General features: G+C 72.9%; 24 protein-coding genes. 14 read left to right on the top strand and 10 right to left on the bottom strand.

The window, feature by feature from the left end; all coding sequences use genetic code 11:
* Nucleotides 1–32: 32 nt before the first annotated feature.
* Genes HHX30_RS24430 through HHX30_RS24420 form a run of 3 tightly spaced genes read right to left on the bottom strand, consistent with a single transcriptional unit; the run spans nt 33 to nt 2304 of the window.
* Nucleotides 33–218, bottom strand: coding sequence for a hypothetical protein (locus HHX30_RS24430; RefSeq protein ID WP_169984297.1), 186 nt, complete (start codon nt 216–218; stop codon nt 33–35).
* Nucleotides 215–1057 (bottom strand): methyltransferase domain-containing protein, encoded by an 843-nt coding sequence (locus HHX30_RS24425; RefSeq protein ID WP_169984296.1) that lies wholly within the window; start codon nt 1055–1057, stop codon nt 215–217. Before HHX30_RS24425 ends, HHX30_RS24430 begins: the two co-directional genes overlap by 4 nt.
* Entirely contained in the window at nt 1054–2304 is a 1251-nt protein-coding gene (locus HHX30_RS24420) for a cytochrome P450 (RefSeq protein ID WP_169984295.1), read from the bottom strand. Before HHX30_RS24420 ends, HHX30_RS24425 begins: the two co-directional genes overlap by 4 nt.
* A gap of 299 nt (nt 2305–2603) precedes the next feature.
* On the opposite strand from HHX30_RS24420, the gene HHX30_RS24415 reads away from it, so the two are divergent.
* Genes HHX30_RS24415 through HHX30_RS24405 form a run of 3 tightly spaced genes read left to right on the top strand, consistent with a single transcriptional unit; the run spans nt 2604 to nt 4826 of the window.
* Nucleotides 2604–2996, top strand: coding sequence for a hypothetical protein (locus HHX30_RS24415; RefSeq protein ID WP_211592441.1), 393 nt, complete (start codon nt 2604–2606; stop codon nt 2994–2996).
* Nucleotides 2997–3024: 28 nt separating this feature from the next.
* A complete protein-coding gene (locus tag HHX30_RS24410; protein ID WP_169984294.1) occupies nt 3025–3969 on the top strand; it encodes an ABC transporter ATP-binding protein in 945 nt (314 codons plus the stop codon).
* Entirely contained in the window at nt 3969–4826 is an 858-nt protein-coding gene (locus HHX30_RS24405; RefSeq protein ID WP_169984293.1) for an ABC transporter permease, read from the top strand. Before HHX30_RS24410 ends, HHX30_RS24405 begins: the two co-directional genes overlap by 1 nt.
* 12 nt (nt 4827–4838) lie before the next feature.
* On the opposite strand, the gene HHX30_RS24400 is transcribed toward HHX30_RS24405, so the two are convergent.
* Nucleotides 4839–6002, bottom strand: a complete 1164-nt coding sequence (locus HHX30_RS24400) for a cytochrome P450 (RefSeq protein ID WP_169984292.1) — start codon at nt 6000–6002, stop codon at nt 4839–4841.
* Nucleotides 6003–6119: 117 nt separating this feature from the next.
* On the opposite strand from HHX30_RS24400, the gene HHX30_RS24395 reads away from it, so the two are divergent.
* Genes HHX30_RS24395 through HHX30_RS24380 form a run of 4 tightly spaced genes read left to right on the top strand, consistent with a single transcriptional unit; the run spans nt 6120 to nt 9715 of the window.
* A complete protein-coding gene (locus HHX30_RS24395; protein WP_169984291.1) occupies nt 6120–7304 on the top strand; it encodes an FAD-dependent oxidoreductase in 1185 nt (394 codons plus the stop codon).
* Nucleotides 7301–8230, top strand: a complete 930-nt coding sequence (locus HHX30_RS24390; protein WP_169984290.1) for a Rieske 2Fe-2S domain-containing protein — start codon at nt 7301–7303, stop codon at nt 8228–8230. Before HHX30_RS24395 ends, HHX30_RS24390 begins: the two co-directional genes overlap by 4 nt.
* Nucleotides 8230–9015, top strand: a complete 786-nt coding sequence (locus HHX30_RS24385) for an alpha/beta fold hydrolase (RefSeq protein WP_169984289.1) — start codon at nt 8230–8232, stop codon at nt 9013–9015. Before HHX30_RS24390 ends, HHX30_RS24385 begins: the two co-directional genes overlap by 1 nt.
* A complete protein-coding gene (locus tag HHX30_RS24380) occupies nt 9002–9715 on the top strand; it encodes a VOC family protein (RefSeq protein WP_169984288.1) in 714 nt (237 codons plus the stop codon). The genes HHX30_RS24385 and HHX30_RS24380 overlap by 14 nt, the downstream gene beginning before the upstream one ends.
* Here HHX30_RS24380 and HHX30_RS24375 read toward each other — a convergent pair.
* From HHX30_RS24375 to HHX30_RS24365, 3 genes are all read right to left on the bottom strand, one after another.
* Nucleotides 9675–9845 (bottom strand): hypothetical protein, encoded by a 171-nt coding sequence (locus HHX30_RS24375; protein ID WP_169984287.1) that lies wholly within the window; start codon nt 9843–9845, stop codon nt 9675–9677. The genes HHX30_RS24380 and HHX30_RS24375 overlap by 41 nt on opposite strands.
* A 124-nt stretch (nt 9846–9969) precedes the next feature.
* On the bottom strand, nt 9970–10818 hold the full coding sequence (locus HHX30_RS24370; protein WP_169984286.1) for a hypothetical protein: 849 nt from the start codon (nt 10816–10818) through the stop codon (nt 9970–9972).
* A gap of 180 nt (nt 10819–10998) precedes the next feature.
* Complete coding sequence (locus HHX30_RS24365) at nt 10999–11655, bottom strand: TetR family transcriptional regulator (protein WP_169984285.1); 657 nt, start codon at nt 11653–11655, stop codon at nt 10999–11001.
* A 210-nt stretch (nt 11656–11865) separates the two neighbouring features.
* On the opposite strand from HHX30_RS24365, the gene HHX30_RS24360 reads away from it, so the two are divergent.
* Together HHX30_RS24360 and HHX30_RS24355 are read left to right on the top strand one after the other, a co-directional pair.
* Complete coding sequence (locus tag HHX30_RS24360; RefSeq protein ID WP_169984284.1) at nt 11866–12945, top strand: acyl-CoA dehydrogenase family protein; 1080 nt, start codon at nt 11866–11868, stop codon at nt 12943–12945.
* Entirely contained in the window at nt 12945–14117 is a 1173-nt protein-coding gene (locus tag HHX30_RS24355) for an acyl-CoA dehydrogenase family protein (protein ID WP_169984283.1), read from the top strand. The genes HHX30_RS24360 and HHX30_RS24355 overlap by 1 nt, the downstream gene beginning before the upstream one ends.
* A gap of 36 nt (nt 14118–14153) precedes the next feature.
* On the opposite strand, the gene HHX30_RS24350 is transcribed toward HHX30_RS24355, so the two are convergent.
* Nucleotides 14154–16178 carry an RNA polymerase sigma factor gene (locus HHX30_RS24350; RefSeq protein WP_169984282.1) on the bottom strand — a complete coding sequence of 675 codons (2025 nt, stop codon included), beginning with the start codon at nt 16176–16178 and terminating at the stop codon, nt 14154–14156.
* A gap of 282 nt (nt 16179–16460) precedes the next feature.
* Between HHX30_RS24350 and HHX30_RS24345 the strand changes: the two genes are divergently transcribed.
* The 4 genes from HHX30_RS24345 to HHX30_RS24330 are packed head-to-tail and all read left to right on the top strand — an operon-like array spanning nt 16461 to nt 19833.
* Complete coding sequence (locus HHX30_RS24345; protein ID WP_169984281.1) at nt 16461–17543, top strand: ABC transporter ATP-binding protein; 1083 nt, start codon at nt 16461–16463, stop codon at nt 17541–17543.
* A complete protein-coding gene (locus HHX30_RS24340; protein WP_310741984.1) occupies nt 17540–18214 on the top strand; it encodes an ABC transporter permease in 675 nt (224 codons plus the stop codon). Before HHX30_RS24345 ends, HHX30_RS24340 begins: the two co-directional genes overlap by 4 nt.
* Nucleotides 18211–18873 carry an ABC transporter permease gene (locus tag HHX30_RS24335; protein ID WP_169984280.1) on the top strand — a complete coding sequence of 221 codons (663 nt, stop codon included), beginning with the start codon at nt 18211–18213 and terminating at the stop codon, nt 18871–18873. The genes HHX30_RS24340 and HHX30_RS24335 overlap by 4 nt, the downstream gene beginning before the upstream one ends.
* Before the next feature lie 39 nt (nt 18874–18912).
* A complete protein-coding gene (locus HHX30_RS24330; protein WP_169984279.1) occupies nt 18913–19833 on the top strand; it encodes an ABC transporter substrate-binding protein in 921 nt (306 codons plus the stop codon).
* Nucleotides 19834–19882: 49 nt separating this feature from the next.
* Here HHX30_RS24330 and HHX30_RS24325 read toward each other — a convergent pair whose 3' ends face one another.
* Nucleotides 19883–21019, bottom strand: coding sequence for an SGNH/GDSL hydrolase family protein (locus tag HHX30_RS24325; protein ID WP_211592438.1), 1137 nt, complete (start codon nt 21017–21019; stop codon nt 19883–19885).
* 433 nt (nt 21020–21452) lie between these two features.
* The gene (gene iolD, locus HHX30_RS24320) at nt 21453–23303 is read right to left on the bottom strand and encodes a 3D-(3,5/4)-trihydroxycyclohexane-1,2-dione acylhydrolase (decyclizing) (RefSeq protein WP_311922846.1); all 1851 of its coding nucleotides are present in this window, start codon (nt 23301–23303) and stop codon (nt 21453–21455) included.
* A gap of 179 nt (nt 23304–23482) precedes the next feature.
* On the opposite strand from iolD, the gene HHX30_RS24315 reads away from it, so the two are divergent.
* Nucleotides 23483–24295 carry a DUF4190 domain-containing protein gene (locus HHX30_RS24315; RefSeq protein ID WP_169984276.1) on the top strand — a complete coding sequence of 271 codons (813 nt, stop codon included), beginning with the start codon at nt 23483–23485 and terminating at the stop codon, nt 24293–24295.
* Nucleotides 24296–24319 lie beyond the last annotated feature (24 nt).

The raw sequence follows: 24319 nt of genomic DNA, 5'->3' as shown, positions 1-24319 counted from the left end.
GCCGGCGGCGCCCGTGTGCCCGGTAGCGGTGCTCAGTAGCGGGGCTTGCGGCTCATCGCGATGCCGGCGATGAGGAACACCACGCCGAGCCCGCCGTACACGAAGGCGTGGGTGGTGGCGGGCGGCTTCACGCTGGCGTTGGCGATGGCCAGCCCGAGGCCCACCAGGCCGCTGATGTAGCAGAAGATCGCTAGAAAGATCTTCCAGAAGGGGCTCATGACGTACTCCGTTCGGACTCGGCGGGACCACCCGGTGCGGTCCCGGCGACGACGAGGCCGAGCAACATGACCCAGGCGTCGGGGTCGGCGCGGAAACGCCGCCACCGGTCGGCCGCCAGGGCGAGCTCGGGCAGGGACAGGGCCCCGGAGGCGACCAGCGGCGCCAGCCGCTCCGGCCCCATGTGGGGGGCGAACGCCTCGGTGGGGCGGTCGTCGTTGGTGGTGGCGAACGGCCGCAGCACCACCTCGCGGAAGCCCGCGCGGCGCAGGATCCGGGTGAGCTTGCGGCCGATCAGCCGGTCGCCTCCGGCCTGGCGCTGCGCCCCGGCCATGCGGCCGTGGACGCCGGCCAGTTCCGGGTACATCGGGTCGGCCAGGCCCCACAGCATGCTGTCCACCTCGATCACGACCAGCCGCCCGCCCGGCCGCAGCACCCGCAGGGCCTCGGCCACCACCGCCGCGGGGTCGGCCACGTGCTGCAGGACGTACCGCAGCAGGACCGTGCCCACCACGCCGTCCGCCAGCGGCAGCCGTACGGCGTCGCAGCCCATCAGGGGGACCCGGGCGTCCGCCGCGTGCGCCAGCAGCGCGGTGTCGATGTCGGCGGCCACGATGGGCAGGTCCGGCAGCGCGGCCCGCAGCCGCCGCGTGACGGCGCCCGAGCCCGCCCCGAGCTCCAGCAGGGGGGCGGGGACGCCGACGTCGAGCAGGACCCGCAGCTCCTCGTCGAAGGAGAGCTCCGCCTGGGCCTCCAGCCGTGCCAGCTCGCCGGACAGGCCTCCGGCGGTCGTCGTGGCCGGGTCGTAGGAGCCGGCGCTCACCCCGCTCGCCCCGCTCATCTGGGCCTCGGGACCATCAGCATGCCGTGCCGGGGGCGCAGCGTGACGAGGGCCTCGGGCTCGACGGGGAAGCCGGGGACGAGCTCCGGGCGCACGCCGCGCAGCAGTACGGCCAGCACGAGGGTGGCCTCGACCATCGCGAAGTGGCGGCCCACGCACACCCGCGGACCACCGCCGAAGGGGAGGTACTGGTGCCCCGCGTGGGTGTGCTCGGCCGTGAACCGGTCCGGTACGTACGTCTCCGGGTCGTGCCAGTACCGCGGATCCCGGTGGAGTACGTACGGGCTGACGCACACGAGCGTGCCGGGCGGTATCGGGTAGCCGCCGACGACGTCGGCCTCGACGGAGCGCCGGGAGATGAGCCACACGGGCGGGTACAGCCGCATGGCCTCCTTGATCGCCCGCTGGCAGGCCGCCAGCCGGGGCAGGTCGGCCGCGGTGGCGGTCCGGTCCTCGCCCAGCACCTCGTCCACCTCCGCGCGCACCGCACGCGCGACGTCGGGATGGCGGTCGAGGAGATAGAGCGTCCAGGTCAGCGCCTTGGCCGTGGTCTCGTGCCCGGCCATGACGATCGTCAGCACCTGGTCGCGCAGGTCGGTCGCGGTCATCGCGTGCCCCGAGGCCAGCATCGCGCCGAGCAGGTCGTCGCCCTCCTGGCCGGTGGCCCGCCGGGCGGCCACGATCGCCCGCGTGACACCGTCGAGGAACGCCTTCGCCCGGCGGAACCCCTCCCTGCCGCCTCCCTCGGACGCGGGGTCGAAGTGGCCGATGAAACGGTTGACCTCGTCCACCGCCCGTCCGAAGCCGTCTCCGACGCCCGCGATGTCGGCGCCGAGCATGGCCCGTGCGAGGACGGTGAGCGTGAGAGAAGTCAGGTCGTGGTCGACCCGGACCGCCGCGCCCTCCTCACCGGCCCGCCGCCACCGCTCGGTCAGGCCGGCCGCGGCGTCGGTCATGATCTGGTCGAACCGCTCGACCTCGGTCGGGCGGAAGGCCGGGGCGATCATCTTGCGCTGCCGGGCCCACTCCTCGCCGCCGCTGGTCAGCAGGCCGTTGCCGAGCAGAGGACGCAGCATGTCGTCGTCGGGCGTGCGGTCCTTGGTGTAGTTGGCGCCGTTGTCCTTCAGCACGTGCCGGGCCAGGTCGGGCCGGTGCAGCATGTAGACCGGCCCGGTCTCCGTCTCGTGCCTGGTCACGTCGCCGTAGGCGGCCATCTCGGTGACGAAGCGCAGCGGGGCCTCCCGCATCGCGCGCAGACTCTGGGCGCCCTGCGGCCCCGGTGGCAGGGATACGTATCGATTGTGCGTACCGGCCATGCCCACCCCCAGTTTTCAGTAATACGTATTCTCCGGGGAATTGCGCATGCGATTCACGGCCAATACGTACCGGGTGATATTTCCTGATCGGAGCATAGTCTCCGTCGTGCACGGCCTCAATACTTATGCCCCGGCGCGAAAATTAAGTCTGTCCCGGACTTCCCGGCCGTGTAAGACTCCATTTTGAAAGCGGCGAAACACAACGCCGCGAAAAAGCCGGGAGGCATGTCATGTCTTTGGACCCGAGGCAGCGCGCGGAATTCGTGAACGCGTACACCCGCGTTCTGATCACGGCGTGGTCGAGTGAGGAATACTCGGCGCGGCTGGACTCCGACCCCCGCTCGGCCCTGGCCGAGTCCGGTCTGGAGCTGCCCGCGGGAGCCGAGGTCGTGCTCGTCCGCAACATCCCCGAGGGCCACCACGACAGCAACATCGACGTACAGGTCGCGCTCTGGGAGCGGGGCCTCGAGACGGGCCGGTTCGAGCTGCACATCCCCGAGACGCCGCAGGTCGACATGGCCGAGCTGAGCGAGGGCGACCTCGACTCCATCGCGGCCGGCGCGAGCGCGCAGGAAGCGATCGACATCAACTGCTGCTGCTGCCCCTGCTGCTGCTGCACCTGACATCACGACCCACTCGGAGGACCAGGCCATGTCCACGGTCGCCGACCAGGCGAATCCCGTCCACGTGCGCTCCCTGCGCAAGCGGTACGGTCCGGTGAACGCGGTCGAGGAGGTGGACCTCGACGTGCGGAGCGGCGAGGTGTTCGCCCTCCTCGGGCCGAACGGCGCCGGCAAGACCACCACGGTGGAGATCCTGGTGGGCGTTCGCCGGCGGACCTCCGGCGACGTGCGCGTCCTCGGCCGCGACCCGGCCGAGGACGCGCCCGAGTGGCGCGCCCGGATCGGCGTCGTCCCCCAGACGACGGGGGCGTACACCGACCTGACCGTGCGCGAGGTGGTCGAGCACTTCGCGTCGTTCTATCCCGCGCCGCTGCCGGTGGCCGAGGTGATCGACATGGTCGGCCTCGGCAAGCAGGCGCGCAAGCAGGCGCAGACGCTCTCCGGCGGCCAGGCGCGGCGGCTCGACGTCGCGGTCGGCGTCGTCGGAGACCCCGATCTGATCTTCCTGGACGAGCCGACGACGGGGCTCGACCCCGTCGCCCGCCGTGAGGCGTGGGACCTCGTCCGCTATTTCACCGGCCGGGGCAAGACCACCGTGCTGACCACCCACTACCTGGACGAGGTCGAGGCGCTGGCGCAGCGCGCGGCCGTCATCGTCAACGGGCGGGTCGTCGAGTCGGGCCCGGTGACGGAGCTGGGCGGCCGGCGCGCGACGCCCGCGGCGGTGAGCTTCGCCAGGACGGACGGGCTCGGCGCGAGCCTGCCCGCGCTGCCGGGCGACGCCGTGGTGGAGGAGGCGGAGGGCCTGGTCGTCGTGCGTACGCACCATCCCACCGAGGCCATGGCCGCGCTGCTGCCCTGGGCGGCCTCCTCCGGCGTCCGCGAACTGCCGGACCTGCGCATCCACCGGCCGTCGCTGGAGGAGATCTACCTGGACCTCATCCGGAGCAACCAGGAAGGCGGTGTCGTGTGATGAGCGCTCCCAACGCGGCCCTCACCAGCGAAGGCGGCGCGGTGGTGCTCGATCCCGTCCGCTCCGCCGTGTGGCGGGCGGCCGTCTCGCGGTCGTCGGTCGAGCTCAAGTCGTTCTTCCGCAACCGGCAGTCGCTGGTCTTCACCCTGCTGCTGCCCGTCGTGCTGCTGGTCGTCCTCGGCTCCATCTTCTCGGGGACCGTGCCCGGCACCCACACCGACTTCAAGCAGATGTTCATCGCGGGCATCATCGCCTGCGGCGTGATGAGCGTCAGCTTCAACGGGCTGGCCATCAGCATCGCGATCGAGCGCGACACCGGGATGATCCGCAGGCTGGCCTCCAGCCCGATGCCGAAGTCCGCCTACTTCGTCGGCAAGGTGGCGAGGGTGGCCGTGACCGGCACCCTGGAGACGCTGCTGCTGCTGGCCGTCGGCGTGCTGGCGTTCGGGCTGCCGCTGCCCTCGACCGCCGCCCGCTGGGAGACGCTCGTGTGGGTGCTGATGCTCGGGGCCGTGGCCTGCACGCTGCTGGCCGTGGCCTTCAGCTCGGTCATCCCCAACGCCCGGTCGGCGTCGGCCATCGTCACGCTGCCGTTCCTGGTGCTGCAGTTCATCTCGGGGGTGTTCTTCCCCTACAGCCAGCTGCCGTCGTGGATGCAGACGGTGGCGGCGCTGTTCCCGCTCAAGTGGATGACCCAGGGGCTGCGCTCGGTGTTCCTGCCGAACGACTTCGCCCGTGTCGAGCCCGCGGGCGTGTGGGAGCTCGACCGCGTCGCGCTGGTGCTGGCCGCGTGGTGCCTGGCCGGGCTCGCGCTGAGCTTCCTGACCTTCCGCTGGCGTGGGCCGAACGTCCGCTGACCACCCCTCGGGTCAGGAGAGCCGGATCCGGAACTCGCCCAGCCGCCGCGGCACGAGCACGGGCGCCCAGGCCGGCGGGTCTCCGTCCGCGCGGATCGCGGGGAAGCGCTCGGCCAGGCCGCGCAGCAGCAGCGCGCCGGCCTGCCGGACGAGGGGCGCGCCCAGACAGAAATGGGTGCCGGCGCCGAAGGCGAGGTGGGGATTGGGAGACCGGGTCAGCACCAGGTCGCCCGGACGGTCGAAGACGTCCGGGTCCCGGTTGGCCGCCGCGACCACCGCGAGCACCCGCGCCCCGGCGGGGATCACCGCGCGCCCGAAGGACACCTCGGCGGTCGTCACCCTCGCCGTGAAGGGAATCGGGGCCTCCAGCCGCAGCAGCTCGTCGACCGCCGTACGGGCCAGGTCGTCGCCGCCGTCGCGCAGGGCGGCCAGCGCCTCGGGACGGGGCAGCAGCCAGAACAGCGCGTTGCCCACCATCTCGGCCAGCGGGCGCCAGCCGCCGACGACGGCCAGCGAGAGGATGCCCAGCATCTCCGGCCGGGTCAGCCGCTCGTCCGCGGCCAGCCGCGCGATCGACCCCCCGGGCCCGCGCGCCACGTGCGCGTCGAGGAAACGGGTCAGCTCGCCCATGGCCGCGCGGCCCTCCCGCGCGGCCTGGGGCCCCGCCAGCGGGTCGAGGTTGACCGAGGCCCGGCGCGCCAGGTCCGCGAAGGCCGTCTCGTCCTCGGGCGGCAACAGCAGCGTCCGGGCCAGCACGCCGGTCGCGAACGGCTCGCCGATATGCCGGGTGACCTCGGCCGCGCCCGCGAGCCCGTCGAGCAGGCCGTCGACGACGGCGGCGAGATCGCCGGCGAGCTCGCGCACCGCGGCGGGTCCGAGCAGGGCCGTGCCGGGGGCGCGCAGCCGGTTGTGGTCAGGGGGGTCGGTGGTCAGCATCGAGGCGGGCAGGTCGTCGTCCCGCACCCGCTCGCGCTGGCCCAGGGCCGCCGAGAACCGGGGATCCTTGAGCGCGCTCGCGCAGTGCTCGTGGGCCGTCAGCAGCCACATCCGGGACGTCACGTCGAAGTGGACCGGGTCGTTGGCCCGCAGCCAGTCGTACGCGGGGTACGGATCGGCCCTGCCGGCCGGCGAGAACGGATGGGCCAGACCGGCGGGAAGCCGGCGGAGAGCTGTCATCGGCGGTCCTTCGGGGCTGAGGACACAAGATCACGGCATCGCCACGCTACTACAGGGCGGCCGCCATCGGGATCAATGCGAGCAACTGCTGACCGAACGGGCCTATGGGAGGCTGCGATGCGGGTCGATGTAGTGGTCGTCGGCGCGGGGGTGAGCGGGCTGACCGCGGCGCGGCGGTTGCGTGACGCCGGGCTGGCCGTCGCGGTGGTCGAGGCCAGGGACCGCGTCGGCGGCCGGGTGCGCACGCACCGGCCGGGCGGCGACGAGCCGGCCATCGAGCTTGGCGCCCAGGTGGTCCACGGCGACCGCAATCCGGTCTGGGACGTGCTGGAACCGGACGCGGCCGAACCGGTCAGCCCCGGCCGGGCGCTCGTCGCGACGGCGGGCCGGGTGCTGCCGCTGGGCGTGCTCGCCCGGCTGGGCAACCCGCCGTGGGCCGTGGAGCAGAGCCTGCTGGACGGGCAGGGGGAGGACGTGCCCGCGGCCGGGCGGCTCACCCGCGGCGACCAGGCCGAGTGGCTGCGGCAGAACTGGGCGGCCGACCCGGAGTCGCTCAGCACGGCGGGCATGGCGGCGGGACGCCGCGCCGACGACGTCGGCGAGGGCCGCTTCGCCGTCCGCGGAGGGTTCGACCTGCTGCCCGGCGCACTGGCCCGCGGGCTCGACGTGCACTGCGGGAGCCCGGTCAGGAGCATCACGTGGTCGCGCGGCCGGGTGGAGGCCCGCCTCGACGAAGGCGCGGTCATGGCTGCGGCGGCCGTGGTGACCGTGCCTCCGCCCGTCGTCGCCGGCGGGGCTCTCGCGATCGCGGACCTGCCGGCCCGCAAGCGGGCGGCGGCCGAGTCGCTGCGCCTCGGCGACGCGTGGTGCGCGGTGCTCACGCTCTGCCGGCCCGCCCCGGAGTCGGCCGTCGTGTTCGACGCCGAGGGCGGCCTGGGATTCGTGACCTCCACCGCAGGCAGCACACGGGTCCTGGTGGTGGCCAAGGCCGGGGCCGCCGCGCGGGCGCGCGAAGCGGCGCGCGAGGGACCGCCCCCGCTGGGCCGGGTGCTGCCCTGGGCCGGGGACGCCCGGCCCGAGCACGTCGAGGCGGCCGACTGGGGCGCGGACGCCTGGGCGACAGGGGCGTTCACCTACCCCCGCGTCGGCGCCCTGTGGGCGCGGGCCGCTTGGGCGGAACCGGTGAGCGAAACGGTGTTCTTCGCGGGCGAGGCCACGGCGGCCGGCGTCCCGATGGTGCAGGCGGCGATGGCCAGCGGAAGGCGCGCGGCCGGAGAGGTCCTGGAGGCGGTAGGGCGATGAGTGTTGCGGTGCACACGGGCTGGTATCTGCTGGCGTTCGAGGAGGAGCTGGCCGAGGGACTGACGCCCCTGCGGCTCGGCGGGCGCAGGCTGCTCGCCGTACGGGACGGGTCGGGTGTCCGCGTGTTCGACGGGCTGTGCCCGCACCGGGGGGCGTCGCTCGGCCACGGCGGCAAACTGGACGGTGACTGCGTCATCTGCCCCTTCCACGGCAAGCGGGTGGCGCTCGGGGACACGGCCAGGCGCTGGTCGGTCGCCGAGTACGCCGTCGAGCGGGCGGGCGCGGCGGTGTTCGTGCGGCTGTCCGCGGACGACGACCGGGGCTTCCAGCGGACCATCAAAGAGGTGGCGGACGGCAACCTGGTCGTCGGTGCGGTGATCCAGCCGGTGGCGGTCCCCTCGGAGTACGTGGTGGAGAACGCCTTCGACGCGGAGCACTTCCACCAGGTCCACCTCGTGCCGCGCGTGATCGGCATGCGCGTCGCGCCCGGCCCCGACGGCGAGCTGGCGATCGAGGGGGAGTTCCGCACCAAGGCCCCGCCATGGGAGCGGGAGCGCCGCCTCGACTTCGCCTCACGGTTCTACGCCCGGGCCTTCAGCCCCAGCCTCGTGGTGACGGAACTGGGCACCGCGGACGCGCCGTACACGATCATCACGGGTGCCGTGCCGACTCCCGAGGGCTGCGTCGGGCGGGTCGCCATCGCGTTGCCGCCGGAGCGGGCCGAGGCGCTCGACGCGCTGGTCCACGGCGCGCGGTACGCCTTCGAGCAGGACCGCGTCGTCTGGGACCATCTCGATCCCGGCGCGCCGCAGCGGTACGACGCCGGCGACCGGCCCGTGCTGGCCTTCCGCCGGTTCTGCGCCACCTTCGGCGCCGTCGCGCATCCCGGAGCCCCTGCCACGACCGGGGCGGGGGGAGCGGCGTGATGCGGGTGCACGCGAGCGGCGCCGGCCCGGCCGTGCTGTGGATCCACGGCTACACGATGGACTCCTCCACCTGGCGCGACCTGTGGGCGCTGCTGCCCGGCAGGCGGCACGTCGGCGTCGACCTGCCCGGCCACGGCGGGTCGGGCCCGATGCCGCCGGGCACGACGCTGCCGGGTCTGGCCGACGAGCTCGCGGCCGTCGCGCGGGCGGAGGGGGCGCACGACGTCGTCGCGCTGTCCTTCGGGTCGCTGGCCGGGATCCAGCTCGCCATCGACGCGCCCGACGTCGTACGACGTCTCGTCGTCGGAGCGCCCACCATCGCGGGCGCCCCCAGCGAGGCGGGGACGGCCCCGCGCTACCGCGAGCTGATGGCCCTGCGGCGGGCCGGCGCCGACGGCGCCGCCCTGGCGGACGTGTGGATGTCCTCGCCGCCCGACATCTTCCGGGGCACCCAGGCGCACCCCCGGCTGCGGGCGAGCCTGCGGTCGGTCATCGCCAGACACGGCTGGGACGAGCTGCGCACGGGCGCGATGGCGGCCTTCCACCGGCACACGCACACCGACCGGGCGCTCGGCGCGATCCGGGCCGACACGCTGGTCCTCGTCGGGGACGCCGAGATGCCGACGTTCGCGGCCAACGCCGAGCGGCTGGGCGCGGTGGTTCCGCGGTGCCGGGTGGCGCGGATGGCCGACGCGGGTCACCTGTGCATGATCGAGCGCCCGGAGGCCGCCGCGCGGCTCATCCGGCCGCACCTGGAAAGGAGCCGAGACGGTGCCGAGGCGTGAGACGTACGCGCAGGGCGCGCCCTGCTGGGTGGACTACATGGCGGCCGACCCCGATGGCGCGCGCGATTTCTACGCGGGCCTGTTCCGCTGGACGTTCGACGAGCCCGAGGAGTACGGCTACCGCCTGGCGCGGCGGGGCGGGGAGGTCGTCGGCGGGTTCGGCCAGGTGCCGCGGGGACGGGGGATGACGGCCGCCTGGAACACCTACCTGGCGGCGAAGGACGCCGAGGCGGTGGCCGGGCGGGTGGCGGCCCTGGGCGGCACCGTGGTGTTCGGGCCGCTCGGCGCCGGCGCGAACGGGCGGTTCCTGTTCGCGGTCGACCCGGCGGGCGCGTCGGTCGGTTTCTGGCAGGGGCACTGGGCGCAGGGCATCGTGCTGGTCGACGAGTCCGGCGCGACCTGCGGCCACGAGCTGTGGGCGGCCGACCCCGCCGCGGCCCGCGTCTTCTACGCCGGGCTCTTCGGCGAGGAGACGCCGCCCGGGCGGGAGGTGCGCGGGATGCCGCACGGGGCGTCCCCGCAGTGGGTGTCCTACTTCCTCGTGGACGACGTGCCCTCGGCGGTCTCAGCCGCCGAACGGGCGGGCGGCAGCGTGGCCGGGCAGGGGCACGACGGCCGCGAGGCGGTGTTGCGCGACCCTTGGGGCGCGCTGTTCGGCGTCAGGGACGGCCGGCCCCGCTCCGCGGGCGGAACCAGATGAAGAACGCGGCCACGAGGATCGCCCCCACGACCACGACGACCGCGCCCACGGTCCTGTCGATCATCAGTGACACGACGACCGCGATCGCGTACACCAGCGGCACGATGAGGCGGATGTTGCGCAGTCCCATGGCGTCTCCCCGAGGGAAAAGAATTCGGCGAACGCATCATCGGGCATTTCCGGTGGGCCGTCCAGCGTGATTCCGGTTATTACGCATCGGGATCGCGGGGACGTACGTATGCGTATTTCCGTCGTCAGATATGCAGGCCGGGCCGCAGCACGAGCAGATAGAACGCGACCACCGCCGCATAGGCGAGAAACGCCCACACGGGAAGCCGCCAGTCCGTTTCCGTCCTCTCCCGCCGTTCGTACGGCCGGCCCGCATTGGGCGTCATGAATCCGACCAGCGCCATTCCCGGTCCCCAGCAGCCGAGGATGCCGTAGAAGACCACCTCGGGGTCGCCGCCGAGGGCGGCGGGCACCAGCAGCGCCAGGCCCAGGAAGTAGGGGACCCACAGGCGGGTCACGGCCGCCTTGCGGTCGCGCGGGGTGTCCAGCGGCACGCTCGCGGGCAGCGAGTCGAGGTACATCCGGCTGAGCGGCCGGGTGACCAGATAGAGCAGAGCCATCCCGGCGGCGGCGACGAGGAACTGGACGGCGACGGGCACGTGGTAGAGGCGGGCCAGGACGCCGGTGTCGCCCGGTGCGAGCAACGGCATGACCACCAGGTAGCCCAGGAACGCGGCGACGCCGGTCATCGCCAGCCACATCAGCAGCAGCCGGGGATAGGAGGGCCCGCGGCGGCGGTACAGCGCCCAGCAGACGAGGCCGGTGACGAGGCTGCCGACCGGGCCCGCGGCGGCCACCAGCGCCTCCTGCGCCCGTTCCGCCGAGGGCACGTGCAACTCGACGAACTGGCCGATGGCAGGATGGAACCCCATCGCGCGGGCGGCCAGCGCGTGCGACCCTTCGTGCAGGAACACCTCGACCAACTGCGCCGTGGCGTACGACAGGGCCAGCGGCCCCCAGGCGGCGCGGAGGGAGGCGGTGCGCGGTGTGGCGGCGTCCCGCCGGGCCGCCGGGATCTCGGGGGTGCGCGTCACCCTGCCATGGAAGCAGAACCCGGGCACCCGGTCCAGGCGCTTTCCCGTGATTGGAATTTTATTCCAATAAGGCTGGAACTTGTTCTAGTGGCAGGTTCGTCTGACATCGCCGTCTTACCTGCGGTTATCGACGTCGTGTCACCGGGCGGATGCGAAGTCTCACCGGCCGGTAAAGGAAATCTAGAAACCCGCCAGTAGCCGCTCGGCGGCGATCTCGATGCGGTGCTGGATCTGTTCGTAGGTGCGCCGTCCGCGCAGCATCTCCAGCAACTCCTGCACCCAGACGCCCGCGAGGGAGCCGGTGAGCGCGAGCTGGTCGTCCGCGGGGATGTCCACCGTGCGGCCGTCGGTGGCGACGCGGAGCAGCAGGCTCGCCATCCGGTCGCCGAACGGCGCCTCCACCTCGGCCATGATCAGGGAGCGGATGAGCGCGTCGGCGAGCTCCGGCTCGCGCATCAAACCCCGCGTGGCCCGCATCAGCACGTCGACGGCGCGGCCGGCCGGGTTCTCGGCGGTCGGCGGACGCCTGTCCATGCTGGATTCCAGCAGGTCGATCTCCTCGCCGACCACCGCCACGACCAGGTCCATCTTCGAGGGGAAGTAGCGGTAGAGCGTTCCCAGGGCGACGCCGGCGCGCTCGGCGACCGTGCGCATCTGCATCGCCTCGACGCCTCCGCGGGAGGCGAGGGCGGCCGCCGCCTGAACGATGCGCCGGCGCCGTTGGTGCTGGCTCCGGGTGCGGACCCCGGGAGTCGCCGGGGCCGGATGGCCGCCCACGCCGGAGGGGCCTTCGGGGAGCGGTGGCGGAGCGTCGGCGAGAGCATGCGAAGTGCGCATAGGAACACGTTATCTGATTTCCGCTCCTTCCGGATGGTTACCCGCCAGTCACAAAAAGCGCTGACGGGCATATGACCGTTGTGTTTCCGTCGCGTGTCGCCGCCGGTTCGCCGGCCGCCCTATGGACAGATATTAGAATCTGTTCTAGTTTCCGGTTTGGGGTGGTGTCTCACCCCCGCAGGCAGATCCGCGGAACACCCGGGAGGTCCGGTGGACTTCGATCTCGACGAGACCCATGCGGAGTTGCGGGCGCTGGCCGCGTCGGTGCTGGACCGGGAGGCGGACCAGGCCAGGATCGAGGCGCACGAGCGCGGCGGCCGGCCGTACGACGCGGCGGCGTGGAAGGCACTGGCGCAGGCGGGCCTGCTCGGCGCGTGCCTGCCGCCCGAGGCGGGCGGAGCCGGGCTCGGCCCGCTCGCGGCGGCGGTGATCCTGCGGGAGGCGGGAGCCCGCGTCGCGCCGGTCCCGGTGCTGCCCGGCCTGATCGCCGCGCTGACCGTCGCCGGGCATGGTTCCCGCGACCAGCGGCGGGCGCTCGCGCCGTTCGCCGAGGGGGAGGAGGTGCTGACCGTCGCCTTCCGCGAGGCGGGGGCGGCCCCGGGCGACCCACCGGCCGCGATCGCCAGAGAGGGAAGGATCACCGGACGGCCCGGGATCGTCCCGTACGCCGCCGAGGCGTCGGCCATCCTCGTGCCCGCGCGGTCCGCCGACGGCCTCGGGCTGTACCTGGTACGGCCGGGGGACGCGCGACTGCTGCCGGTCACGTCGCCGGCCGGGGAGCCCGCGGCCGCGGTCGTCCTGGAGGACACACCGGGCGAGATGGTAGGGGAGGCGGGCGAGGCGGCGGGTGGCGCGGCCGTCGCCGCGTTGCGGCTGAACACCCTGGCGGGCGTGACCGCCACCGCCTCCGGAGTCCTGGCCGGCGCGCTCGCGCTCACCAAGGGCCACATCGCCGCGCGCAGGCAGTTCGGCCGGGTGCTCGCCGAGTTCCAGGCCGTGACCATGCAGATCGCCGACGTCTACATCGCCTCACGCGCGCTCGACGTGGCGATGTGGACGGGGGTGTGGCGGCTGACCGAGGGGCTGCCCGCGGCGCGTGACCTGGCCGTCGCCGCCCGCAACGCGGCCGGAGACGCCGTGCGTGCGCTCTACACCTGCCAGCACCTGCACGGCGGCATCGGCCTCGACCTGACCTATCCGCTGCACCGCTACTTCGGCCTGGGCACGCACCTCGCCCACCTGCTGGGCGGCGAGCAGGCCCAGCTCGACCTGATCGGAGCCCTGGTCTGATGTTCATCGACCTGACGACGGAGCAGCGGCGGCTCCGCGACGAGCTGCGGGACTACTTCGCGACCTGCCTGACCGGCGAGCAGCGCGCCGAGATCGCCCGGGACCCGTTCGGCGAGGCGTACATGGCGCACTGCCGCAGGCTGGGCCGTGACGGCAAGCTCGGCCTCGGGTGGCCGAAGGAGTACGGCGGGGGCGGCTACGGCCCGGTCGAGCAGCAGATCTTCGCCAACGAGGTCACCCGAGCCGAGGTGCCCTACCCGTTGATCACGCTGCAGACGGTCGGCCCGACGATCATGCAGTACGGCACGGACGCCCAGAGGGAGTTCTTCCTGCCGCGCATCCTGGCCGGAGAGTGCCACTTCGCCGTCGGCTACAGCGAGCCGGAGGCGGGCACCGACCTGGCCTCGCTGCGGACGACGGCGGTGCCGGACGGCGACCACTACGTGGTGAACGGGCAGAAGGTGTTCACCTCGGGCGCGCACCACGCCGACTACGTCTGGCTGGCCGCGCGCACCGATCCGGCGGCGAAGAAGCACCGCGGGATCACCATGATGATCGTCGACTGCGCGGACCCCGGGTTCTCCTGGACGCCGATCATCACCATGGACGGCCGCCACCACACCAACGCGACGTACTATTCGGACGTGCGCGTCCCGCTCGACATGGTCGTCGGCGAGGTGAACAAGGGCTGGGACCTGATCGTCAGCCAGCTCAACCACGAGCGCGTGACGCTCGGGCCGGCCGGCAACATCGGGCACACCCTCGACCGTTTCACCCGCTGGGCGAAGACCGGCCGGGGCCGTGACGGCGCGCCGCTGTGGGATCACCCCGGCGTACGGCGGGCCGTCGCCGAGGTGTACGTCTACTTCCGCACGAACGAGCTGCTGAACTGGCAGGTCGCGGCATCGATGGACCTCGGCTGGCTGGGCGCGCCCGACGCGTCGGCCACCAAGATCTACGCCTCGGAGCGGATGCAGGAGGTCGGCCGCATCGTCGGCGACACGCTGGCCCGCTTCGGCGACCCGTACGACGAGGAGACCCGGGACCTGGCCGTACGGGTGGACCGGGGCGCCAAGGGCGCGCTCGTGCTCACCTTCGGCGGCGGCGTCAACGAGGTGCAGCGCGAGCTGATCGCGATGCTCGGCCTCGGCCTGCCCAAGCCTCCCCGCTGACCCGGCCCGCGACTTCTCCCTCCGGGCGAGTGACGATCACTGCACGAAGTAGAAGACGGCCAGCGCGATGACCAGGCAGATCAGAATGCCGACGACCTCCCACAGCCAGTCGTAGTGCCGGTCGCCCTTGGCGCGCCGGCCCTTGCTCGCGCCGCCGCCGGACGGCTTGCCGGTGTGCCTGCGGCCCGGACGCCTGGGGGCGGCGGGCAGCGGAACGGAGACCGCCGCGACGACCGGGTGGACCAGGATGTCCGCCTCCGTCCCGAACGTGTGGGCGGCGTGCTCGCCGTCCCTCTCCGACGGCGGCTCGTCCGGGACCTCGTCCCTGACGTCGTCCCTGACACTGGCCGGAGCGATCGGCTCGGCGGGCGGCAGCGGGAACTCCACGGACTGCGGGAAGGCCGGCGGGAACACCGTGGCCTCCTCGGCGGCGGCGGGGGGCGGGGCGACCATCCCCGACTGCGCGGGGGCCTCGGCGGGCTCGGTGGGCTCGGCGGGCTCGGCCTGCGGCGGCGTGCCGGCGGTCTCGGCCGTACGGAACGCGTCGAAGGGCTCGGCGAAGCGGAGCGTGTCGAACAACGCGTCCAGCGGGTCCCCCGGGCGGGCTGCGGCGGTGCCGCCGAAGGCGTCGAAAGGTTCCGCCGGGCGCGGTGTGTTTCCGGAGGCGTCGAACGTCTCCGCCGAACCCGGCACGGCTCCAGGAGCGTCGAACGGCTCCCCGGGACGGGGCATGGCGCCGAACGCGTCGAAAGGTTCCGCAGGACACGGCGCGGTGCCGAAGGCGTCGAAGGGCTCCGCGGGGCGAAGCGGTGTGTCAGAGGCCAGGAAGGGCTCCGCGGGGCGAAGCGGTGTGTCGGAGGCGTCGAACGGCTCTGCGGGGTGACGTGGTGTGTCGGAGGCGGGGAGGGGCTCCGCGGGGCGGGGCGGGGCGCCGAAAGCCTCGAACGGGTCCGCGCGGTGGGGGGCCTCGGAGACGCCGAACGCGTCGAACGGGCCGGCCTGACGGAAGGCGTCGAACGTGTCCGCGGCGGTCTCCGCGACGGCCGGAGCGGGCGGCGTGGCAGACGGTGCGGCGGGCGGTGTGGCGGGCGGCGTGGCGGACGCGGTCTGGGCGGGTTCCTGGGGGGACTCCTGCGGCTCCACGGGCGCGGCCAGGGCCGCCTGCGGCTCCGCCGGCGCGGGCCGGCCGGGACGTCTCCTGCGCAGACGGCCCTCGCCGAGCGGATTGAGCAGCGCTCCGCGCAACCGGGGCATGGGCTCGGTCGTCGCCTCGTGCTTGGCCTTGCGCCGGGTGCCCTGCGGCTGCGCGATGGCGTCGGTCTTGACCACGCACGTGTTGGTGACCTGGTCGGGGTCGCTCAGCGGCAGCGGCCAGGTCGGCGTGGTCGGCCACAGCCTCTTGGTGACCAGTCCGGAGGAGTGTTCCTGACCCGCCGCGGCGCTGCCCGGCTCCTCGTACGGCAGCGCCGTCAGCACCCGGTCGCGCACGGACGCGGCAGGGCGGGGCCAGGGCAGCCGGGCCAGCACGTCGCCGACGGGGGAGACGCCGATGGCGTCGTAGACCTCCGCGACCGAGGTGGGCACGAACGGCGCCGACCTGGCGGCGGTGACCGCCGTCTCCAGGGTCTGGGCGAAGCGTCGCGTCGCCCCCGAGATCAGCTCCTCGGCGGTGTCGACCGCCACGTCGAGGACCAGTGACAGCTCGGGCGCCGTGAGGCCGCACACCTCCGACAGCAGCAGGACCTCGCGCTGGTGCGGCCGGATGTCCCGGAACACCCGCTCGATCAACGCGGTGGCGGGGTCGGCGACCGAGTCGACCGCCGGCAGCGCGTAACTGACGTCCCGGCGGTAGATCTCCCGGCGCGCCAGCGCGTACAGCGCGGCGCGCGAGGGCGGTTCGGTGGTCGGAGCGGTGGTGAAGACGGCCACCACGGCGTCGGCGGCCGGCGTGGTCTGGCCGAGCTGGTCGTGGCAGTACGCGAACAACCCCGAGGCGTGACGCTCGTAGAGCTCGGCGATCAGCTCGCTTCTGGAGCGCTGACCGGTGAGCGGTGGAGTCACGACCGGCTCCTCTGAGTTTCGTGCTGGTCCGTATCGGAGGGACGCGGCGGAGGGATGGGAGAGGCGTGAGAGTAATCATGCCAACACATCGCCGCGCCACGCATCAGGAGATGCCCTATTGATAGATATCTAGGCCCGGATATCGGAGGTTCCCGCCTAGGCTGGCCGCCGGGTGTTCTGTCCGGAACGGGTGGCGTTTGATATCCGGGAGGCTCACGGGGAAGAGCGAGTGGGCCTCCTGATGTTGGGTTGATCGCACACTCTTTCGAAGGGCGAGATGGCGTGATCACGTTCGAAGGCGTCACCAAGCGCTACCGGGACGGAACGGTGGCCGTGGACGACCTCAGCCTGGAGGTGCCCACGGGGGCGATCACCGTGTTCGTGGGCCCCTCCGGCTGCGGCAAGACCACGTCGCTGCGGATGATCAACCGCATGATCGACGCCACCTCCGGCCGCATCACCCTGCACGGCCGCGACGTGCGCGAGATCGACCCGCCCACGCTCCGGCGCGGCATCGGGTACGTGATCCAGCAGGCGGGCCTCTTCCCGCACCGGAAGATCGTGGACAACGTGGCGACCGTGCCGTACCTGCTGGGCTGGAGCAAACAGAAGGCGCGCGCCCGGGCGATGGAGCTGCTGGAGCTGGTCGGCCTCGACCCGGGGCTGGCCGGCCGGTATCCCTTCCAGCTCTCGGGCGGCCAGCAGCAGCGGGTCGGCGTGGCCAGGGCGCTCGCGGCCGATCCTCCGGTGCTGCTCATGGACGAGCCGTTCAGCGCCGTCGACCCGATCGTGCGGGCCAGCCTGCAGGACGAGTTGCTGCGGCTGCAGTCGGAGCTGCGCAAGACGATCGTGTTCGTCACCCACGACATCGACGAGGCGGTCAAGCTCGGCGACACGGTGGCCGTCCTGCGCGTCGGCGGGCGGCTGGCCCAGATGGCCGGCCCGGCCACGCTGCTCACCGAGCCCGCCGACGACTTCGTCCGCGAGTTCCTCGGCCGCGACCGCGGCATCCGGCGGCTGTCGTTCATCTCGGCCAAGGAGGTGCGCCTCCGCCCGGCGCCGTCCGATCTGGCGACCGACGAGGCCGGCAGGCCGCTCGGCTGGCGGACCGCGGACGGGCTCGCGGCGTACGGGACCTTCGACCCGGAGACGGACTCGCTGCGGGCGGCGCTCGACGCGGCCCTGCTGTCGGCGAACGGCGTCGCGGTCGCCGTGGACGAGGAGGGCCGCGTGCGCGGCGTGGCGGGGCGTGACGCGATCGACGAACTGCTCGCCGAGTACGCGCCACCCGCCGCGCAGTCCCCACCGTCCCCGCCGGCCGCGCCGTCCCCGGACGCCGGGCCGGGCGAGGGGGCGCCCGCGTGAGCCAGGAGCCTCTGGTCCGCTGGGACTGGATCGCACGCAACTGGGCCAACGGAGGCCCCACCGCGATCAGCGCCCTGCTGGAGAACCACGTCGTGATGGCCTTCCTGCCCGTGCTGTTCGGGCTGGTCGTGGCCCTGCCGCTGGGCCTGGCCTGCGTACGGTGGCGCTGGCTGTACCAGCCGACGGCCGCGCTGATGAACGTCACCTACTCGCTGCCGTCCCTCGTGCTGTTCTCGATCTTCCTGTCGGTCACCGGGCTCACCCGGTCGACCGTCGTCATCCCGCTGACCTTCTTCGCGCTCGCGGTCCTGATCCCCGCCGTCGTGGACGGCCTGGCCTCGGTGCCCGACCCCGTACGGCAGTCGGCGGTGGCGATGGGGTTCCGGCCCGCGCGCCGGCTGCTCCGGGTCGAGTTGCCGGTCGCGGTGCCGGTGGTCCTGGCCGGGCTGCGGGTCGCCACCGTGTCCAGCATCAGCCTGGTCAGCGTGGGCGCGCTGATCGGCCAGGGCGGGCTGGGCAACCTGTTCATCGACGGCTGGCAGCGGCAGTTCTACACGCCCATCGTGGTCGGGATCGTGCTCATCGTCCTGCTCGCCGTGCTCGCCGACGGGCTGCTCGTGCTCGCCCAGCGGTTGCTGACCCCCTGGTCCCGGGCGAGGAGGGCGGCGTGAACTTCCTGGCCGACTTCTTCGGCGACGCGTCGCGCTGGTCCGGGCCCGACGGCATCCCCGTCCGGCTGCTGGAGCACCTGGAGTTCTCGGCGGCGGCCTTCCTCGTCGCGGCGTTGATCGCCGTGCCGCTCGGCATGCTCATCGGCCACACGGGCCGCGGCGCGCTGCTCGTCGTGGTCGCGGCGAACGCCGCCCGGGCGTTGCCGACGCTCGGCCTGCTCGTGCTCGTGGTGCTGCTGGCGGGCGTGGGGACCGTGCTGCCGGTGCTGATCCCGCTGATCGTGCTGGCGATCCCGCCCATCCTGGTGAACACGTACGAGGGCGTGCGGGGGGTGGACGCCGACCTGCGCGACGCCGCGTACGGCATGGGCCTGCGCGGGCGGCAGGTGCTGTTCCGGACGCTGACCCCGGTCGCGCTGCCGCTGATCCTGCTGGGCCTGCGCCTCGCCGCCATCCAGGTCGTCTCGACCGCAACCGTCGCGGCGTTCGTCGGCCTGGGCGGGCTCGGCCGGTTCATCATCGACGGCCTGGCGACCAAGACCTATGCGAGCGTCATCGGGGGAGCGGTCCTGGTGGCCGCCCTCGCCCTGGCCGTCCAGTTCGCCTTCCTCCTCCTGGACCGGGTGGTCGTTTCGCCCGGAGTCCGCCAGGTCCGCTAATCTCCCTATTATCCCCTGACAATGAAGGGAATATTCCGTATGAGGCGTATTTTCGGCGTCGCGGCGGTCGCGCTGACCGCGGCGCTCACGTTATCGGGCTGCGGGGGTTCCGACCCGCTGTCCAGCACGGCGACCGCCGCTCCGTCGGCCTCCGGATCGGGCGGCGCCGCCCCCGTGAAGGTCGTCGTCGGCTCCTTCGACTTCCCCGAGAGTGTCCTGCTCGCCTCGATGTACGCCCAGGCCCTCCAAGCCAAGGGGGTCACCGTGGAGGAGAAGCCGAACATCGGCAGCCGCGAGGTGGTCTACGACCAGGTCAAGAGCGGCGGCCTGACCGTGCTGCCGGAGTACATCGGGTCGCTGCTGGCCTTCGTCGACAAGTCGAGCACGGCCAAGACCAAGGACGAGATCGTCGCCGGTCTCAAGGCCAAGCTGCCGCCGGAGCTGGAGATCCTGGAGCCGTCGGCGGCGGAGGACAAGAACTCCCTGTCGGTGACGAAGGCCACGGCCGACAAGTTCAAGCTGACCACCATCGAGGACCTGGCCAAGGTCGCCAAGGACTTCGTCGTCGGCGGGCCGCCGGAGTTCAAGCAGCGGCAGGAGGAGAACTTCAAGAGCGTATACGGCCTGGAGTTCAAGCAGTGGAAGCCCACCGGGGCGACCACCGCCGACGCGATCAAGAGCGGCACGGTCCAGGTGGGCAACGTGTTCACCACCGACCCCAAGATCGTGCTCAACGACCTTGTGCCGCTGGAGGACAACAAGAACGCGTTCGGGTTCGACAACGTCACACCCCTCGTCTACAAGGCCGGGGTGGACGACACCGTGACCTCCACACTGAACGAGATCTCCGCCAAGCTCGACACGCAGACCCTCCTGTCGTTGATGCAGCGGATCGCCGTCGACAAGGACGACCCGCCCGTGGTCGCCAAGGACTGGCTCACCCAGAACGGCCTGCTGTGACCTGAGCCGGGGGCCCGGGCCGCTCCACTTCCCGGGCCCCCGGCCGCGTTCACCACCTGAGCGGAAGCGTGGCGATGAAGTCGTCGAGCCGCCGGGAGATGATCTCGTGGTCGTGGGCGGAGGGGTGCCAGTCGCAGCCGCCGTAGTCCAGATCCGTGTTGTCGTAGTACCAGTAGCGGACCCGGTCGTCGCCCTGATCGTTGCGATCCTGGACGATCTGCCGCGCCGCGTCGGCGAACGCCGTGGTGTTGGACATGTAGGTGGCGCTGACCACGATGATCGCGCGCTTGCCGTACCGGGCGCGCAGCTTGTCGATGAAGCCGTGGTAGGCGGTCGTGTAGGCGGCGACCAGGGATTCCGGCGTCCACGGCTCGCCCGGGTTGATCGCGGTGGAGAAGTCGTTGATGCCGAGACCGATCACGATCAGTTGCGGATGCCAGGTGCCCGGGTTCTTCCACACGTCGCCGGGCACGCCGAGGAGGGCGCGGTCGTAGTAGGTGCGGTAGTCGGTGCCGGGCTCGATCCCGTTGTAGTTGCGCACCATGCCGCGGCCGGAGAAGGCGTTGATCTGGTAGTCGGCGCCGAGGCCGCGCGCGGTGAGGGCGCCGAAGCTGACGTCGGCGTTGGTGTTCCTGTCGATCTGGCCCGGGGCGGGGCAGTCACGGGTGGTGGACATGTTGCCGTAGCCGGCGGTGTAGGAGTCGCCGATGAACTCGATCTGCCGGCGGCGATCGGCCGGCCTGGGCAGGATGGCGCCGCCGGGGGCGGCGACGAATCCGTCGAACCGGCCGGCGGACCACGGGCTCTCCGTGCGCTTGACGAGCCGCACGCTGTGCACGCCGTGACTCAGGTTCCTGACCCAGTAGGTGGTGCGGCCGGGGGTCACCAGCGTGGCGACGGTGGCGCCGTCGACCTGGACGTCGTAGTCGTTGACCGCGTCGTCGATCGCGATCCCGACCCCGTTGCCGCGGAAGCGGCCCTCGAAGTAGACGCCCGGCCAGCTGTACCGCATCGAGCCGCCGGCCACCTCGACCCGGCCGGCGGTGTGCGCCTTCGCCGGCACGGCCGGCGCCGGTTTCGGCACCGCCGTCGCCCCGGGCGCGGTGGCCGCGTCGGCGGCCCCCGGTAACAGCGTGGCGGTCACTGCCAGCGCGGCCAGCGCCGCTTTCACCTGTGTGCGTCGCACGGTCTCTCCTTCTGCCTGCCGGTGGAGGGGCCGCGGGCCTTCTCGTCCGGCCGGGCGCCGAGCAACCGGCGATGAACGTTTCATGGGCGCGAGTACGGCGGCGGCGTGCCGGGGGCGGCCGCGGCGCGGCGGCACGACCGGCCGCGGAGCCGTGGATCCTCGGCCGGGGCACGGATGACGTGGGGGTCAACGCCCGCCCTTCGCAGGTGATCCGACGAGGTCGGCGGCGAGTCCGCGAACGTTCTCGGGCCGGCGCCGAATGCAGAGTGAGCGCCCCCACCTCGATCGTCAAGACCGCACCCGTCGCCGTACCGGCCGCATCGGCGGGCCGTGACGCCGCCGCTCGCCCCCAGCGGTGTCGCGCCCGATCAGCGGAAGAGGCCGGCATGATCACGCCGATCTCGCCGGGGTCGTTTCGCCGGCGCCCGCCCCGTCAGAGATAGGGCCGCTGGGCGCGCTTGGCCGCGTCGTAGCGTTCGCGGGCGGCCCGCGCCTCGGCGAGCCCGGACACCTCGGCCACCGGCACGTCCCACCACGCCTCGGCGGCGGGTGCGGGGCCGGGGACCGTCTCGACGTGCACCACGGTCGTACGGGGGGACGCGACGGCCGTGGCGAGCGCGGCCCGCAGGGCCCGCGGGTCGGCCGCCGTCAGCACGTCGGCGCCGAGGCTGGCCGCGTTGGCGGCGAGGTCCACCGGCAGCCGCTCCCCGTCGAGCCGGCCGTCCGGGCCGCGCCCGCGGTAGGCCGTGCCGAGCCGGAGCGCGCCGACCGACTCGCTCAGCGCGCCGATGGAGGCGAAACCGTGGTTGTCCACCAGGACGATGACGAGCTTGACGCCCTCCTGCACGGCGGTGGCGATCTCCTGGGCCATCATCAGGTACGACCCGTCGCCCACGAGCACGAACACCTCGCGCTCGGGGGCCGCCAGCTTCGCCCCGAGACCCCCGGCGATCTCGTAGCCCATGCAGGAGTAGCCGTACTCGACGTGGTACTGCCCGGGGTCGGAGGCCCGCCAGAGCCGGTGCAGATCGCCCGGCATCGACCCGGCCGCGTTGACCACCACCCCGCCCGCGGCGATCTCGTTGAGCACACCCAGCACGACCGGCTGGGTGAGCTCGGTCCCGCCGTAGAACCCGTCGATCTCGGACTGCCACGCGGTGGCCAGCTCGGCCGCCCGGCCGGTCCAGCCGGGGTCCGCTCTCCACTCCACGCCGTCCAGGGCGTCCAGGGCCTCGCGGGCGTCGGCGACGAGCGTCTCGGCCGAGTGCTTGGCCGCGTCGAACGCCGTCACGTTGACATTCAGGAACCGGGCCTCGCCGAACAACGTCCGGGAGGCGGTGGTGAAGTCGGTGTACCTGGTCCCGATCCCGATGACCAGGTCGGCCTCGCGGGCCAGGGTGTCCGCGGCGCGGGTCCCGGTGTGCCCGACCGCGCCGACCGCGCGCGGGTGGTCGTACGGCAGCGCGCCCTTGCCGGCCTGGGTCTCGGCCACCGGCACGCCGTGCCGTTCGGCGAAGCGGGCCAGTTCGGCGCAGGCGCCGCTGTACTTGACCCCGCCCCCGGCGACGACCAGCGGGCGGCGCGAGGCGCGCAGCAGTCCGGCGGCCCTGGCCAGGGCGGCGGGTTCGGGGACCGGCCGGGGCACGTGCCAGACCCTGTGGGCGAACAGCTCCTCGGGCCAGTCGTAGGCCTCGGCCTGCACGTCCTGCGGCAGCGCCAGCGTCACCGCGCCGGTCTCGGCCGGGTCGGCGAGCACCCGCATCGCCTCCAGCAGCGCCGCCGGGAGCTGCTCGGGCCGGTTGACCCGGTCCCAGAAGCGGCTGACCGGCCTGAGGCAGTCGTTCACGCTGACGTCGTACGACCGGGGGTCCTCCAGCTCCTGCAGCACCGGCGAGGCGACGCGGGTGGCGAACAGGTCACCGGGCAGCAGCAGCACCGGCAGCCGGTTGATCGTGGCCAGCGCGGCCCCGGTGACCATGTTGGTCGCGCCCGGCCCGATCGAGCTGGTGCAGGCGAGCGTGGACAGCCGGCCGGACTGCCGGGCGTAACCGGCGGCGGTGTGGACCATGGCCTGCTCGTTGCGGGCCGGATAGTAGGGCAGCGGGTCGCGGGTGCCCGCGCCCTGCTCGGCCAGGGCCTGGCCGACGCCGGCGACGTTGCCGTGCCCGAAGATGCCCAGGCACCCGGCGATCAGCCGGTGCTCGGCGCCGTCGCGCTCGGTCCACTGCCGGGCGAGGAACCGCACCAGCGCCTGCGCCACCGTGAGCCTCGTCGTGTTCCTCACAGGCACCCCCCGGCCGGCCCGTGCTGCCTCAGACGTCCCTGAAGGAACCTTTCCCCGCACGGCGACCGCTCCTTCAGCCGTCCTCGGCGCGCGACACTGTTTCGATACTCACCGTTACCGATCGCATGAGTTCTGTGACGATGGGGAGAGCGTGCACGCAGACACGGAGGGAGAGTCTCATGTCCAACCGGTACGAGCACCAGCCCGCACAGCCCCCGGCGTACGGCGGGGCACCGGGAGACGGCATGCCGCCGACGGGCGGTCACGCCCCCGGGATGCGCAACGGGCTCGGCGTGGCCGCCCTGGTGCTCGGCATCGTCGGCGCCCTGACCGGACTCGTCCCGCTGCTGTTCTTCGTCGCGGGCACGCTCGGCCTGCTCGCGGTCGTGTTCGGCTTCGCCGGCCGCTCGCGCGCTCGCAAAGGCATCGCCTCCAATGGGGGCGTCGCGCTGGCCGGCGCCGTCCTCGGCCTTGCCGCGATGGGCCTGGCGACCTGGGGAACGGTCGTCTTCTTCGGCGCGGCCGACGACGCGGTGACGGCCATCGACGACGCGCTGTCGACCGACAGCCCGGTGACCAAGGCGACCAGGAGCGCCACGCCCACCCCGGTCGCGCTGGGGTCGGTGGCGCACGAACCGCCGTTCACGCTGAAGGTGCTGTCGGCGACCAGGGAGAGAACGCTCAGCGACGTCATAGAGAACTACCGGGCGCAGGGCGTGTTCGTCGTGGTGAAGGTGCAGGTGAAGAACACCGGCGAGAACCCGGCCACGTTCGACGGCATGGACTCCGGGCTGCTGGACACCGACGGCAGGCAGTACAACGTGCAGGACATGGTGACGATCGGCCAGAATGCCGATCTGTACGAAGAGATCAACCCCGGACAGCGGACCACCCGGACGCTGGTGTTCGACATACCGGCGAAGGCGACACCGCAGACGATCGGCATGTCCGGGGCGCAGGGCTCGGACGGCGTGTTCCTGTCCGTGCGGTAGGAGGGAGCCGGGGCGTGGGACCTG

Origin of the sequence: Microbispora sp. H10836 (assembly GCF_012999525.1) — a bacterium.
In the GTDB taxonomy this organism is placed as follows: domain Bacteria; phylum Actinomycetota; class Actinomycetes; order Streptosporangiales; family Streptosporangiaceae; genus Microbispora.
Note: the sequence above shows the minus strand (reverse complement) of the source record. Positions and strands in the feature narration are given on the sequence as shown.